Source organism: Paraburkholderia sp. BCC1884 (assembly GCF_900996225.1).
GTDB lineage: Bacteria > Pseudomonadota > Gammaproteobacteria > Burkholderiales > Burkholderiaceae > Paraburkholderia.
In genome coordinates, this window is record NZ_CAAJGL010000079.1 from 184,365 (window position 1) to 198,426 (window position 14,062).

13 protein-coding genes are annotated in these 14,062 nt (G+C 62.5%); 4 read left to right on the forward strand and 9 right to left on the reverse strand.

Annotated elements, in window-relative coordinates; translation table 11 throughout:
- Positions 1-71 precede the first annotated feature (71 nt).
- The 8 genes from FQ705_RS16285 to FQ705_RS16320 all read right to left on the reverse strand — a co-directional run bounded on the left by FQ705_RS16285 (position 72) and on the right by FQ705_RS16320 (position 8,763).
- A complete protein-coding gene (locus tag FQ705_RS16285; RefSeq protein WP_144142819.1) occupies positions 72-746 on the reverse strand; it encodes a peroxiredoxin-like family protein in 675 nt (224 codons plus the stop codon).
- Between the two features lie 284 nt (positions 747-1,030).
- Positions 1,031-2,317 (reverse strand): methyltransferase regulatory domain-containing protein, encoded by a 1,287-nt coding sequence (locus tag FQ705_RS16290; protein ID WP_260854540.1) that lies wholly within the window; start codon positions 2,315-2,317, stop codon positions 1,031-1,033.
- 423 nt (positions 2,318-2,740) lie between these two features.
- On the reverse strand, positions 2,741-3,067 hold the full coding sequence (locus FQ705_RS16295; protein WP_260854559.1) for a c-type cytochrome: 327 nt from the start codon (positions 3,065-3,067) through the stop codon (positions 2,741-2,743).
- A 111-nt stretch (positions 3,068-3,178) separates the two neighbouring features.
- Entirely contained in the window at positions 3,179-4,990 is a 1,812-nt protein-coding gene (locus FQ705_RS16300; protein WP_144142825.1) for a hypothetical protein, read from the reverse strand.
- 20 nt (positions 4,991-5,010) lie between these two features.
- On the reverse strand, positions 5,011-6,051 hold the full coding sequence (locus FQ705_RS16305; RefSeq protein ID WP_144142827.1) for a porin: 1,041 nt from the start codon (positions 6,049-6,051) through the stop codon (positions 5,011-5,013).
- Positions 6,052-6,254: 203 nt separating this feature from the next.
- Positions 6,255-7,280: a porin gene (locus FQ705_RS16310; RefSeq protein ID WP_144142829.1), complete on the reverse strand. Its 1,026-nt coding sequence runs from the start codon at positions 7,278-7,280 to the stop codon at positions 6,255-6,257.
- A 98-nt stretch (positions 7,281-7,378) separates the two neighbouring features.
- Positions 7,379-8,326 carry a 2-hydroxyacid dehydrogenase gene (locus FQ705_RS16315; RefSeq protein ID WP_144142831.1) on the reverse strand — a complete coding sequence of 316 codons (948 nt, stop codon included), beginning with the start codon at positions 8,324-8,326 and terminating at the stop codon, positions 7,379-7,381.
- Between the two features lie 8 nt (positions 8,327-8,334).
- Complete coding sequence (locus tag FQ705_RS16320) at positions 8,335-8,763, reverse strand: VOC family protein (RefSeq protein WP_144142833.1); 429 nt, start codon at positions 8,761-8,763, stop codon at positions 8,335-8,337.
- A gap of 205 nt (positions 8,764-8,968) precedes the next feature.
- Between FQ705_RS16320 and FQ705_RS16325 the strand changes: the two genes are divergently transcribed.
- The gene (locus FQ705_RS16325) at positions 8,969-9,937 is read left to right on the forward strand and encodes an alpha/beta hydrolase (RefSeq protein ID WP_144142835.1); all 969 of its coding nucleotides are present in this window, start codon (positions 8,969-8,971) and stop codon (positions 9,935-9,937) included.
- Between the two features lie 61 nt (positions 9,938-9,998).
- On the forward strand, positions 9,999-10,958 hold the full coding sequence (locus tag FQ705_RS16330; protein WP_186307882.1) for a dihydrodipicolinate synthase family protein: 960 nt from the start codon (positions 9,999-10,001) through the stop codon (positions 10,956-10,958).
- Between the two features lie 83 nt (positions 10,959-11,041).
- On the opposite strand, the gene FQ705_RS16335 is transcribed toward FQ705_RS16330, so the two are convergent.
- Complete coding sequence (locus FQ705_RS16335; protein ID WP_144142837.1) at positions 11,042-11,701, reverse strand: GntR family transcriptional regulator; 660 nt, start codon at positions 11,699-11,701, stop codon at positions 11,042-11,044.
- A 244-nt stretch (positions 11,702-11,945) separates the two neighbouring features.
- Between FQ705_RS16335 and FQ705_RS16340 the strand changes: the two genes are divergently transcribed.
- Both FQ705_RS16340 and FQ705_RS16345 read left to right on the forward strand, forming a co-directional pair.
- Positions 11,946-12,866, forward strand: a complete 921-nt coding sequence (locus FQ705_RS16340) for a fumarylacetoacetate hydrolase family protein (RefSeq protein ID WP_144142839.1) — start codon at positions 11,946-11,948, stop codon at positions 12,864-12,866.
- A 134-nt stretch (positions 12,867-13,000) separates the two neighbouring features.
- Positions 13,001-14,023, forward strand: coding sequence for an ABC transporter substrate-binding protein (locus FQ705_RS16345; RefSeq protein WP_260854541.1), 1,023 nt, complete (start codon positions 13,001-13,003; stop codon positions 14,021-14,023).
- Positions 14,024-14,062 lie beyond the last annotated feature (39 nt).

Genomic DNA, 14,062 nt, shown 5'->3' on the forward strand with positions numbered 1-14,062 from the left:
ATAAGTGATTATAGGCGGGTGACTTTTACTGGCGAGGAAGCGACCGGAACGCAGTCCGGCGCGTCCCGGGTTCACGCATGGGCGGCGGCGGAGGCCGCCGATTGTAACGAGCGAAGTGCTGAGAGTACGACATGCGGTTCGCAGCGCCCCCGGTAGTCGATGTCGACATGAGACAAAGCGATGCGTCCGTCGCTAGCGATCACAAAGGTCGCGGGCACCGGCAATGCCCAGCTTTCGTCGCCGTTGATGGCGGGCAGCGCTTTGTCGACCGAACGCAAGGCCTGGCGCAGTTCTTCCGGAAGCGAATACACGAGACCGAACGACTGGGCGACGTCATTGCCGGCATCGCTCAGCACCGCAAAATCAAGCGCATTGCGCTCGGCGGTGGAGAGTGACCCATCCGGCAACTGGGGCGAAATGGCGACCAGGCTGGCGCCGAGTTGCGATATCTCTGGTAGTGCCTGTTGGTACGCTCTGAGTTGAATGTTGCAGTAGGGGCACCACCCACCTCGATAAAAGACCAGAACGGCGGGGCCCTTGTGAAGAACTTCCGCCAGCGAAACCGTCCTTCCCCATGCGCTGGGCAATTCAAAAGCAGGTGCGTTTTCTCCTGCGGCGAGTACGCCGTCGATCGGAAAGCTTGCTTTCAGTTCTGCCACTTTGGCGTTGTAAAGCGCGATCCGGTCGGTTGGCGTCGTGCGCTCGTATTCGGCGCGAAAGGCCACTAGCTCCTGCTTGAGTCCCATCGTGGTTGCTCCTTGTAATTGTTCCCGCGTGACATCGGGAGGCATTCCGCCCATAGCGTTTCGATCCAGGTTTGCGCGGGCATATCGAACAGGATCTGAATTGGGTGGCCGTACGCCGTGTCAACTCTGTCCTATATCGCGGTCCAGCAGAAGCCATGCGCGGGCGATATCAGTCATTCCTTGCAGGAATGACCCGATGGACAGATCGATCGCGATGTAGACCTTCGTCAGCGTGATCGGCCTGATGCAACCGTGCCAGCCTCGTCCGCTACGCCGATGGCATCTCAGGCGATACCCAAGGCCTGCAATATCGGTAGATGAACCTGAGCAAAGCGGTGCGCTTTCGCGGCCATATCAGCGCGAGAGGGGAGCGCGGCGGACTGCGGCGCCGCTGGCTCGCGCCCGGACTGTGAGTCCGCGCGTAGCGCAGCCTCGGCGAATTCGGCCCATTGCGCCGGTTGCTGCAGATGATGCAGTCTCGCCAACAAAAAGAGTTGGGCCACACGTGGCATCAATATGCCCGAACCTGAAACCGGGCTCACCAGAAACTGAATGTCCTCATGATGGCGCGCCCGTTCGCAGATCGCCGCGTTCAGCTTCGCCGACAACGGCTGCGCGGCGCGGATCTGCGCGTCTTCCTGGGCATTCAACAACACGCCCATGCTAACCAGTAAGGTCACGGCCTCGACTATCTGCGCAAAGGTGACGCCCTGTGCGCGAACGCAGCTTTCGATCCCGGCGAGGCTTGTAGGGCGATAGCTGGACAGCGCGTCGAGAATGGGGGCGTATGTCGCTTCCGGTAGCATCGTCTCACCGAGCGCACCGCGCACCTTGAGCATCACCGACGCTCGTGGAAGCGCCAGGATCACGCGATGTGCGTGCAATGCCGCCTGCCGTTCAGCGTCGCTGAGCGGCCGTGGACCCTTCACCCAGTAATCGCGCCGCAACGATCGGTTGACACAGAAATCGCGCGCGGTCTCTCGCAACGCCGTATCTGCAATGTTCGCTAACAGATCGCGTTGCGCCGGCGTGAGGTTGATCTCGTCAACAAGGTCGCGATAGTCCGCAGATCCTGCATAAGTCAAACCCGCCGCATCGAGCGACGAGGCAACCTGGAGGAAAGACATGGGGTGCCAGTCGCGAGTGAAATACTCATGCGCGAGATAACTCGGGTCGGCTTGGGACAGCGCGTCGACGCGCTCGGCAAGCAGTGGGTTAACCAGCCCGTAGCCCGGTTGCGTCGCAAATACAGCCCGCGCAAAATCGACGGCGGCGCTAATGCGCCTGTGCATGGGTTCGTCGGAGTCCGGGCGATCGCCCGTTGCGGATACCGGGCCGATCTGAAAATGCCGCTGCATCAGTTCGTGCACGGGCAGCATCGCAGTCCAACCGGGTTGGGTGTTGTAGCTCAAATACAGCACGCCGCCCGATTTGAGCTTGCGGCCGATGAATTCGACAATCAACGCACGGTTCTCCGGGGAAATCCAGCTCCAGATGCCATGCATACCGATGAAGTCGAAGTCCGGCAAATCGTCTCGCCCGCAGAAATCCGCGAATGACTCGCCGAACAACTGCGCCTGCGATCCGGCATTGCTCGCGAGTTGCCGTGCGAAGTTGGCGTGCGACAGATTGAAGTCGGTGCCCCACCATTGCGCAGCCGACCCGGCCGCGTGAATATTGACGCTCACACCCTGGCCAAAGCCCAACTCGCAAGCCGTATGCACGGTCGGCAATACGAGTCCGGCATGGAGCAGAGGAAGTTTCAGGCGTAGCGGATTCAGCTCGTCGCAATAGCCGAACGTGTACTTGACCTCGTCAATGGAACTCGTTTCCCGCTCACTCACGTCCTGGCGCTCGCTCGTTGCACGGGGCCGGTATCGGCCCCGCAGATTGTCGAACCGGCTGTCCGGCGATGTCCGACACAATACCGGCGAGTGGTAGGGAAAGCAAAGTTCCTCGATGGGTCTCGAGCCGCGAGCATGGCTCACGCTTCCTTACTTGATTCCCAGAATCCACCGGGCAAACCTCTCTGCATCAGCGGCCGAAATATCATTGGGTGGCATCTGCGCTCCGGTATTCCACTTGCCCGAACTTCCCTGCAACATGCTCCTTTCCAGCTTCGCAACTGCATCGGGATCTCCGCGATACCGGTCGGAAATAGCCCTGAACGGCGGCCCAACCCTGGTCGTATCGATAGCATGACAAGCCCGGCAGGTCTGTTCACTAGCAGAAACAGACCGCCCCATACTCGCGCCGTCTCCAGGCGCCGCGGCAAAAACTTTCCCGGCAAAAAAACCACCGATAGCAAGCAGCAAAACCATTCTCTTCACAATTGCACTCCTGTAAAAACAAAAAACCCTGCCGACGGCAACCGTCGGCAGGGGAAAGCGCTGCAGCTCAACTGATCGAATACACGCGAAAAATCGCACCGCTCACCGAGGCGGCCACGGCTTCGCCGGCGCACCGATCACAGGCTTGCCGAGCAACGGCGTCGACAACGCATACGCACCGTTCTCCGTGAAGGCCCAGATGATGTTCCGGTCGTACTCGGTATAGATCGCCAGCACACCCTTGCCCAGCGTGTAACTCGGCAACTCGCTCTCGTCGGCCAACGCCGGCACGAAATACCCGGCGATGGTCGGCTTCTCCGGATTGCGCACGTCGAAAATCTGCACGCCGGCGTTATAGAACGAATACGGAATCACACCCTGACGCGAGCCGCCCGGCTGCCCGATCGCGTTCGACCGCTTCGGACCGAAATTGCCGCCACGCTGACAGAAGCTCGTGAACGGCGCACCTTCCGGCGGCGTCGGCTGCGGCAGTTTGGCCGCCACCTTCAGATGCGAAGGATCGCGCGCATCGACGACGAAGATGTCCTTATACGGCTCGTAGCAATCGCGATTCATCGGGTAACCGCTCGTCAGCACGAAGCCGGTGCGCTCGTACTGGCTGACGTCGGCATTGTCGTACTCGGTGCCCGCGAAACTCGGTGCGGTATTCACATTGCCGAGTACCTTCGGTTTGGCCGGATTCGACAGATCGAACGAGTAGAGACCGAGGCCGCCCATCGCGCCGAACCCGATCTTGCCGCCTTGTTCCAACGGCTTAGGCAAGAAGATGGGAATGCGCGAACCCATCCACGAAGTACGATTGCCGGCGCGCGGATTCTGCAGATAGGCCTGTTCGTGCGCTTCATTGCCAAGAATCTGACCCGGCACCGAAATCTGCGAAACGAATTTCGGATTGGCCGGGTCCGACATGTCCCACACCTGATAGCCCGGTGAATACAGATAGTTCGGGTATTCGGTCAACCCATAGGTGTCGTCCGGCGCGGCCGACAGGATCATGTACTTGCCGCCGTAGTATTCCGGCGCATCGAGCGAACCGGAACCCTGCTGCTGGCCGATCGGCGCATCGGGATGCTTGTAGTCCGTGGTGCGCGTCGCAATCAGCTTCCATTGAGCCGGCAGCGGGCCGTCCATTTCGAAGACCTTGAAGCCCTTGAGCGAGTTGTAGTGACGCTGCGCTTCGACCTTGTCCGGTTGCTCGCTCTTGTCGGTCATCAGACCGTATCGGCCGATTTCAAACGACGCCACCATGACCGGTTTGCCGAGCTTCCTGCTCCACACGATGGTGGCGCCGCCGAGGTAGTCGTGGACGTTGTTCGGATCGAAATGCTCGGTCGGTCCCTTCGGCCCCCACGTGCCGCCTTGCGAAAATACCACCTTGCCGTGGGCGGGATCGGTGACGTCCATGATGCGCAGATAGTCGCGATCGTGAATGTAGAGATAACGGTGGCCGTCGAAGTCGACGATATTGTTCCAGGCATGGAAGGGCGAATCGACGAGCGGATAGAACGCCAGCACCTTGACGTCTTTCGCATAGCTGTTCTTGTCCCACGTCGTCATTTCGCCGGGGAAGTGCTGGCCCTTGTGGACTTCAGGCGTCGCCTTCGGCCACACGAACTGGCCGGTCGCCGGGTCCATGCCGTAGTCGACGCCCGGCTTCAGCGGCACAGGCGGACGATCCGGCGTGAGTCGCAACCACGAAGCGAGATAAGGGTCCTTGACCGCAGGCGTGCCGGGCGTCACTTGCGCAGCGGACGCCGACGTCGCAGCCGCGGCCGCGTCCGACGCAGCCGCGACGGACGGCGCAGCTTCGCCGCTCGCGCACGCGGCGGCCGACATGAACGCCAGCAGTGCGGCGCTTGCGAGAGTTGATTTCAGATTGCTTGTGCGAAGCATGGGCTTCCTCCTTGTTATATTTAAAACGCGTGGCGGATACCGAACTGGAAGCCGCTCGGATTCTGCCCTGCGTTGGGATAGACCTGGAACGTCACCGGATAGGCGACCGGCACATCGTGCTGGCTCTTCACGTGCGCGAAAGTGGCATACAGGTCGGTCCGTTTCGACAGACCGTGCAGATAGCCGATCACGCCGCCGGTGGCGCTGGAGATGCTTTTGTTGTTGTCGTCATGACGATGCACCACGCTGACATACACGCGATTGCGCCCGTCGATATTCCAGCGCGCGCCGACCTGCGCATCCCAGCCTTGCGAGTTGAAGGCGACGTACGGCGGATACGCGTAGTAGCCGTTGTACGTGTGATAGATCAAGGTCGGCTCGAAGCCGCCGAACTTGTAGACGGCCGCGAAGTAGTTGTCGCGCGAGGAGTGGATCTGCGAGGCTCTGAAGATGTCCCGCGTGTACTGCAACTCGCTCACGGCGCCGATAAAAATCGGACCGTGGCGGTAGTCGAGGCTCGTGCTCACGAAGCGTCCCGCGCGCGTGCTGTCGCCCACGCCGGTCGTCGCCATGATGCGGCCGGTGAAGCCGTAGAAAGTCGGCGTCTTGTACTGGATCGCGTTGTCCACCCGATACGACGCGTAGAAGAACTCCATGTTGTTGACCATACTGAAGTCGGCCGCCCAACTCGGATCGGCGTAGCCCGCAATCCAGTACGACGGGGTGAACTGGCGGCCCATCGTCACTTCACCCCAGTTGCCCTTGAGGCCGACGAACGACTGGCGAAATTGCGCCGACTGCACACCGGTGTTCGCGGAGAACATCGGCTCGATGGTGAACACGGCCTTGTTGCCGCCGCCCAGGTCTTCCACCCCGCTCATGTTGAAGCGCGAGTTATTCAGGCCGCCGCTCGACATGCGCGTGACGTTGCCGCCGGAGCCGGAAGAAATCAGATGTTCGATATTCAGGTCGACATAACCGGACAGCCAGATGGCCGACTGAGCATGCGCCCCGGCGCATGCGAGCATGAGGGCGCCTGACACGAGAGTCTTCTTTTTCATTCAATCTCCAAACCAATCGTCGTTTTTTTCGTGTTGTAGAGAGTGCCGTCGTCGCGCTCGACAGCCGCGGTTGCATCCTGTTATGTCGTGTATACACAAACTGGAAAAAATTATACCCACGGCAAAATTTGGATTCCGAGCTTTATTTTTTTATACAAAACAGCGGTTTGGTTATAGCGGGTTGACCCGAATGGCATCGCGCGTCAAAACAGATGCCGGATTCCGGCTGCATAGGTCATCGCGGTGCCGTAACCGGAGAGCCGGTCGTAGACACTCAACAGGTAGAGATCGGTGCGTTTGGACAGGAAGTAGTCGAGCCCGGCGGAGCCGGTATTGCGCCCGCTGACGACGTTTTTCGGCGCGCTGCGGCGCGTGTAAGCCCATTCGGCGAGGGCCGTGAGTTGCGAGCTGAGTGGCACGGAAAAGCCGGTTTCGACGGTGTGCGCGCCGACACCGCTCGAATCGGTGCGCAGTCCTTGCAATGCGCCGTACACCTTGAACAGCGAAAAATCGTATGCGCCGCCGACGACGTACGCGTTCTGTGTCGGCGATGCCACACCGGCCACTACGCGTGTGCGTTGCACGGCTGCGACAGCGGTGAGCGAACCGCTTGCGTAGGTGGTCGATAACGCCGCGTTGTAGACGCCGTTCGAGCCGGCGATACCACCTGGCGCATACACGGCCGACGCGGTCAGTCCATTCAGATTGGGGCTCGTGTACTGGATGCCGTTGTTCCACACGGTGTCGCCCGCGAGACTGCCGCCATAGGGCGCGGTGAAACTCTGCATCACTAGCGGCGAGAACAGGATCGAGGCCTGAAACGGATTCGCTATCTGTTCGGCGAGATAGAGCAGGTTGGTGTGCCGGCCGAGCGTCACGCGGCCAAACGGGCCGGCAACACCGACATAGCTATTGCGCCCGAAGAACGGATCGGCGGACGTGCGGCCGATGCCGCCGTTGGTCGGCTGGAAGAAACTCTCGAGCACGGCGATCGCCCGATAGCCCGCGCCGAGTTCTTCATTGACGCGGATGCCCCAGTAGGGGGCGGTGAGCCCCGGACTCTGCCCGGCAATTGCGGCGGGCGGGCCGTTGCTGCGTTTGCTGCTGGCGATATCAAGGCCGACGAGTCCGTACAGCGTGACAGACGTTTGCGCATGCGCGACGCGGGACGCCATGCCCCACGTGGATGCGCAAATCAGCGCGAGCGCGCCCAACGAGCGAACGTTCATGGCGAGACCTCTTGTGCGGTTTGGGAGCGACGGGAATGACGAATGGCGAATGACGAATGGCGCAGCGCCTCGCTGGCGGCGCGTTGCAGCGCCGTGTTTCAGGCCGTGAGCACTTTGAATTCGACCGGCGCGTGCGCGAAGTGCTGGGACAGACTCGCGAGCAACGCGTCGCGCTGGGCGATCCAGGAAGCCGGCGAGCGTCCGGCGATGTGCGGCGTGACGAGTACGCCGGGATGCTCGAGTAACGCGCTCGGTACTTCGGGTTCGGTGTCGATCACATCGAGCCCCGCGCCGGCGATCGCGCCGTCGGCCAGCGCGTCGATGAGCGCTTGCGTGTCGAGCACCGAGCCGCGCGACACGTTCACGACGTAGCCGTCCGCGCCGAGTGCGCGAAGCACATCGCGATCGATCAGGTGGCGGGTTGCCGGGCCGCCGTTGCAGGCGATCACCAGAAAGTCGCTGGCGGAGGCGAGTTCGACGGCGCTCGCGTAGTAACGGCCCGGCGCATCGGCATGCGGCTGGCGGCCGTGATAGCCGAGCGTCACATCGAAACCTTGCGCGCGTGCCGCGATCAACCTGCCGATGCGGCCCATGCCGACGATCCCCAGCCGCGCCCCGCTCAGCGTGTGCCGCTCGGCGCGCGAGGTGTGCCAGCGGCCCGCGCGCACCGCTTCGGTGAGCGGCGCATAGCCGCGTGCGAGCGCCAGCAGCAGACCCATCGCGTGATCGGCGACGGTCGCCGCGTTTGCGCCCGGTGCATGCGTGACCACGATGCTGCGTCGCATCGCTGCAGTGACATCGACATTCTCATAGCCCGCGCCGAATGCGCAGACGATCTCGAGCGCGGGCAGCGCGGCCATCTGCGCATCGGATAAACCGGTCGAGCCGTTGGTCACCACCGCGCGTATCGCCGCCGCGTCGAACTGCAGGTGCAACGCCTCCGCATCCACGCCGTCGGGATGGTAATGCAGCGTGTAATCGCGCCGCAGTGCCGCGAGTGTCGCGTCGGGCAGTGCGATCAGCGCGAGCACGTGGATGCCGCTCACCGCCGCGCTCACGACTGCGGATCGGAAGATTGTTCGGCGGGCGCGACTTCCTTTACCGCACCTTTCCAGCCGTTTTCGGTGATGTCGAACACCGTGCCGTCGGGCATGCGGTACTTCACTTCGTAGAACACGTTCGGGTCTTTCTCATGGCGTCCCGTCAGATAGGTACCGCCGGCGGCGACCACGCGTGCCGCCGTGTCGTCGACGCTATCCACCCACATGCCGAAGTGGATCACGCCGCGCACGTCCTTCAGACCGGCGTACCCCGGCACGGTCTCGTCCCTGAAGTTGAGCAGCGCCACGTTCATCGTGCCGTCCGTCATATAGATGCCGCGCATCGCATTGCCGGCGCGGCGCATGCCGAACGCCTGCTCGAAGAATTGCGCGGCGGCTTCCGGGTCTTCGACCGACAGCGCGATGTGGCGGAGCTTGTCCATGAGTTGTCCTTGGGTTGTCCTGACGATGATTCGCCTATGGGCGAGAGAGGGTTGTCGTGACTGTGAATCAAGTGTGTCCGCAACTTCACCAGGTATACTACGGATAACAAATGTATACACAAAAACAATTTGATATACCAGGATGGTCTTCATACGCTGGCGGAGGCCGGCCGCGCTGAATCGCTGCGACGTATGAGGATCACCGATGCACACCTTGCAGGAACCGTTGGGCAGTTTGTCCGCCATGCTCAGGGCGCGCTTTGCGCAGATCGGGCCGGTGTGGGCGAGCGATATCAACCTGCATCGCGATCTGGTCATCGACGCGTATTCGCCGTTGCTGGCCGCCGCGCGGGAGGCGGGCGAGTCGTTCGAAGCGGCGCGCGATATCGCCTACGGCGACCATGAACGTCAACGTCTCGATGTATTCGCTTCTGAAGCGACACGGCGCGAAGGCGATGCCGATGTGGTGCTGTTCGTGCACGGCGGCGCTTTTCTGCGCGGCAGCAAGAGCTTTAACGGACTGATCTACGACAACGTGTCGCGCTGGTTCGCGCGGCAGGGCTGCGTGGCGCTGAACGTCGAGTACCGGCTCGCGCCCGCTGCGGCTTATCCCGCAGGCGCCGACGATGTCGCTGCCGCCCTGGCCTGGGCGTATGCGCACGTTGCCGGATTCGGTGGCAATCCGCGCAGGATCTTTCTGGTCGGTCATTCGGCCGGCGGCGCGCATGTCGCCAGTTATCTATGCGATCCACTCTTTGCCGAGTTGCGTGAAAGCGCCGCGGCGGTCGCGGGCGCAGTGCTGATCAGTGCGCGACTCGTGGCCGATGTATTACCCGACAACCCCAACGCTCCCGGCGTACGCGCCTATTTCGGCGCGGACGAATCGCGCTATGCCGCGCGTTCGCCATTCACTCACGCGAGCCACTTCGACACGCCGCTGATGGTGGTGGTCGCCGAATACGAGAACCCCTATCTCGACGCCTACGGTGCGGCGTTTTTCGAGCGCGTGTTGCTGGCGCGGCGACGCACCGGCGCCGCGCGTGCGCCGCGCGCGCCGCGCTTCATGCAGATGCTGCGGCACAACCATACGTCGGTGGTCGCGCATTTCGATTCAGGCGAGACGTTATTGGGCGACGCGATGCTGGATTTCTTCGGCGCGTCTTCGGCCATGTAATCGGGCCGTGCGGGCGTCCCGTCCATTCGCTTTTGTCCGCATCATCTACAAGGAGATTCGCATGTCGAGCAGCCTGTCCCTGAACCGGCCGTCCGCTTTTGCCAGGCCGCGCGTATTCGCGCCGGTGGTCACGCCGTTCAATGCGCAATTGAACGTCGACGCGCGGCGTTTCGTCGCGTTTTGCCGCTGGCTGGTCGGGCAGGGCGCCGGGCTCGCGCTCTTTGGCACCAATAGCGAAGCCAATTCGCTGAGTCTCGCCGAACGGCACGCCTTGCTGGATGAAGTGATCGACGCCGGCATCGACCCTGCGCAGATGTTGCCGGGCACGGGCGCCTGCGCGGTGCCCGATGCGATTGCACTGACGCGTCACGCGAGCGAAGCGGGCTGTGCGGGTGCACTGATGTTGCCGCCGTTCTTCTATCAGGGTGTCAGCGACGATGGCCTGTTCGCCTACTACTCCGACGTGATTCAGGCGGTCGGCTCGGATCAATTGCGCGTGCTGCTTTATCACATTCCACAGTTCACGGGCGTGCCGATCACGCACACGCTGATCGAACGGCTGATCGCCGCTTATCCCGATACGGTGGTGGGCATCAAGGACAGTTCAGGCGACTGGGCGAACACGGCCGCGATGCTGGAAAAGTTTCCGGGCTTCGCGGTGTTTCCCGCGTCCGAGGCGTTGCTTGGCAAAGCCTTGCCGCTCGGTGCGGCCGGCTGCATTTCGGCGACTGCGAATATCCAGCCGCATGCGATTGCGAGCTTGCTGAATGCGTCCACGGTGGAAGAGCGAACCCACTGGGAAGGGACGGTTGCCACGGTGCGCCTCGCGGTGCAGGCGCAACCGATGATCCCGGCATTGAAGAGCGTGGTCGCGCATTTCTCGAGCGACGACGCATGGACCCGCGTGCGTCCACCGCTCACGACGATGAACCCGGCGCATGCCGGCGCGCTCTTGCAGCAGTTGCAGGCATTGGGTTTTTCGATGCCGTCGATGTCGGCGCTTGCCGAGGCGGCTGCGTGAGCACGCCAGCGGCGCAATCAGCGCAATCGGCGCCGCGGACGTTACGAACCCCGCGTCTGGGCACGGCGTCGCTCGCCCGGCATTCAGACGTTCTCGCGTTCCGCGCGCTGCCGTTTGAGACGGCCGAGCACGACGATCGAGAGCCGCGCAGTGTGATCGCGCATCGCGTTGTACGCGCGTTCCGGCTCGGAGTTGAGGATCGCGGAGACGATCTCGCGATGCTCGTCGGTGGCGGCTTCGAAGCGCGACGGCGAAGCCGGCTGCGCCGCGCGAAAGCCCGCCAGACGCTGACGCTGCACCGCCATGATCGACGCCAGCGATTTGCTCTGCGCGCCCTTGCAGATCAGTTCGTGGAAGTCGCGATTGAGTTCGAAGTACTCCGCTTCATCGCCGCGCGCGATCGCGGCGTTCATTTCGCTCTGGAGCTCTTCGAGCTGCTTCTTCTCGACGAGGCTCATGCGCTGCGCGCTCAAACGGCAGCACAGCGCTTCGAGTTCGCACATGGCCTCGAGCATGTCGGCCAGTTCGTCGAGGCTGAACTTGGCGACCACCACGCCCTTGCGCGGCGTCAGCTCGACCATGCCGCGCGCGGCGAGCTCGCGCAGCGCCTCGCGGATCGGCGTGCGCGAGGCGTTGAAGCGTTCGGCAAGTGCGGCCTCTTCGAGCTTCTGGCCCGGTTCGAGCGTGCCGTCGATGATCTCGTCGCACAGCAGGCGGTAGATCTTGGAGGAGAGCGTGGTCATCGTGATGGTCTTGGGTTGAGCGAAACCGTGGGCAGGCGGCCTTCATTATGCGCCAGCGACCCAGCCGCCTCAATCGCCACCGCGCATATCCGCCCCGTGCAAGCCCATGCAGTGTAAGCGCGAACGTGTTCACGCCCCGATAAGTGTATACGAGGATTTTAATAGAAATACATGAGTGACTGAATGTATACGGTTTATTCGGTCCCATGACGGCTTCCCACAAACGAAAAAAGCGAGGCAACACGTGACCTGGTTTGGTATCGCAACTTATGAATTGAATGGCCATCGCGCCATGGGGCTGGCGGTCGGCGGCCGCTTGTACGACGCGCACGCCGCGTTGAAGCAAACGGCTTCGGACGCGACGCTCACCGAAGTCGGCGCGCTGATCGCCGCCTGGGAGCAGGAGGGCGCGGCTATCGTCGAACGGTTCGAAAGCGCCGCCCGCGCCATCGAGGCCGGCAAGCTCGATCTCGCGCCGCTCACGGGGCACACGCTGGGTGTGCCGTACCAGCCGCGTCGCATTTTCGCGGCAGCCTCGAACTATTATGAGCACGCCCGGGAGATGGGCACGGAGCTGGCGCCGCGCGAGGAAAGCACGCCGTACATGTTCATGAAGGCCGAAACGAGCGTGGTGCCGACCTTCGCCAATGTCGTGATTCCGCCGCACGCGGAACGGGTCGACTGGGAAGTGGAGCTGGCCGTCGTGATCGGCAGGAGCGGGCGCCATATCGCGCAGCAGGATGCTTACGACTACATCGCCGGCTATACGATCCTCAACGATGTCAGCGCGCGCGACCTGAATCGCCGCACCGACTATCCGTTCAAACACGACTGGTTTCGCGGCAAAAGTTTCGATACCTTTGGTCCGCTCGGCCCCTGGTTCGTGCCGCGCGCGTGTATTGCCGAGCCGCAGAATCTGCGTATGCGCCTCGCGGTGAACGGCGAGCCGATGCAGGACGGCAATACGTCCGGGATGATTTTCAACATCGCCGAGCAGATCGAATATCTGTCGACGATCCTCACGCTGCAACCCGGCGATCTGATCGCTACGGGCACGCCGACCGGCGTCGGCATGGGGCGCGGCATTTACCTGAAGGCGGGCGACGTGATGGTCGCGTCGATCGACGGGATCGGTTCGATCGAGAATCCGCTGGTGGCGGGCTGAACGTCGTGCTTCGAACTCGCCGCGCGGCTATTTTCACTTCACTCACTCATGGACAGGGACACGACATGTTGCAGCGGTTACGGCATGCGCTATCACGGCGGCTATTGGTGCGGCTATTACGGCCGATAGCGCAGGTGGCAGCGCAGCGCGAGCAGTTCACGCGGATGACGCGGCGTACGGTGTCGGTTACGGTGACGCTTGCCGTCGCCGCACTGTTCACGAGCGCTCCGGTGCAGGCAGCCGACGCCGTGCGGGTCAATCTCGCCTGGCTGCCGCAAGGCAGCACCGGCGGGATTCTGCTGGCGCAAGCAAAGGGCTACTACCGCGATGCCGGTCTCGACGTCAGCGTGATGCGCGGTTACGGCGGCCAGCGCACTGTCAACGAGGTGGACGGCGGCTTGTTCGAGTTCGGTTACGGCGACCCGGTAAGCGTCATGCTGAACCGCGCCCACGGTGGACATGCGGTGATGGTCGGCGCGATCAACACGCGTTGGCCGGGGGCGATGTGCTATCTCGAGCGTCCCGGCTTCAAGGTGAACTCGCTGAAGGATCTGTCGGGGCTCACGCTCGGTGGCGGCGGCGCATCACCCGTGCAGAACATCATGCCGGCCTGGCTCAAGCAGAACGGTTTGGCTCCCGACGCGATCAAGACTGTGCGTCTGGACCCGGCTGTGATCAATACGGCACTGCTGCAAAAGCGCATCGATCTGTCGGAGTGCTGGGAAGGTGCGAGCCTGCCGGTTCAGGCCGCGTTGGCGAAGCGGGCAGGGCAACAACTCGGCAAGGTGTACTACCGCGATTTCGGTCTGGATATGATGGGCAACGGCATCGTCACCACCGACACCTTCGTCGCCCAGCACCCCGACGTGGTCAAGCGCTTCGTGGCGACCACGTATCGCGGTTATGCCTTGATGCGCGAGCATCCGCAGGAAGCGGCGGATGCGATTGCCGCGCAATATCCGGTGCTCGACAAGACGATCCTGTTGCAGCAGATCGTCGAAACCAACGGCCTGATTAGCGACGACCCCGCGCAACACAAGACCGGCTGGCTGCGTCCGGCGCGCATGGAGTCGACGGCAGATTTCGTGGCGCGAGCGTTCGGCACGGGCGGGAAGGTGAAGGCCACCGATCTTTATACGAATCGATTCGTCGAATGAACCGAATGGACCACCATGCTTTGCATGGGACCGGAGCAG

Coding starts and splice junctions, on each gene's coding strand:
- FQ705_RS16325 (WP_144142835.1), top strand. CDS start 8,969: ATGCACACCTTGCAGGAACCGTTGGGCAGTTTGTCCGCCATGCTCAGG.
- FQ705_RS16330 (WP_186307882.1), top strand. CDS start 9,999: ATGTCGAGCAGCCTGTCCCTGAACCGGCCGTCCGCTTTTGCCAGGCCG.
- FQ705_RS16295 (WP_260854559.1), bottom strand. CDS start 3,067: ATGGTTTTGCTGCTTGCTATCGGTGGTTTTTTTGCCGGGAAAGTTTTT.
- FQ705_RS16310 (WP_144142829.1), bottom strand. CDS start 7,280: ATGAACGTTCGCTCGTTGGGCGCGCTCGCGCTGATTTGCGCATCCACG.
- FQ705_RS16305 (WP_144142827.1), bottom strand. CDS start 6,051: ATGAAAAAGAAGACTCTCGTGTCAGGCGCCCTCATGCTCGCATGCGCC.
- FQ705_RS16285 (WP_144142819.1), bottom strand. CDS start 746: ATGGGACTCAAGCAGGAGCTAGTGGCCTTTCGCGCCGAATACGAGCGC.
- FQ705_RS16335 (WP_144142837.1), bottom strand. CDS start 11,701: ATGACCACGCTCTCCTCCAAGATCTACCGCCTGCTGTGCGACGAGATC.
- FQ705_RS16320 (WP_144142833.1), bottom strand. CDS start 8,763: ATGGACAAGCTCCGCCACATCGCGCTGTCGGTCGAAGACCCGGAAGCC.
- FQ705_RS16300 (WP_144142825.1), bottom strand. CDS start 4,990: ATGCTTCGCACAAGCAATCTGAAATCAACTCTCGCAAGCGCCGCACTG.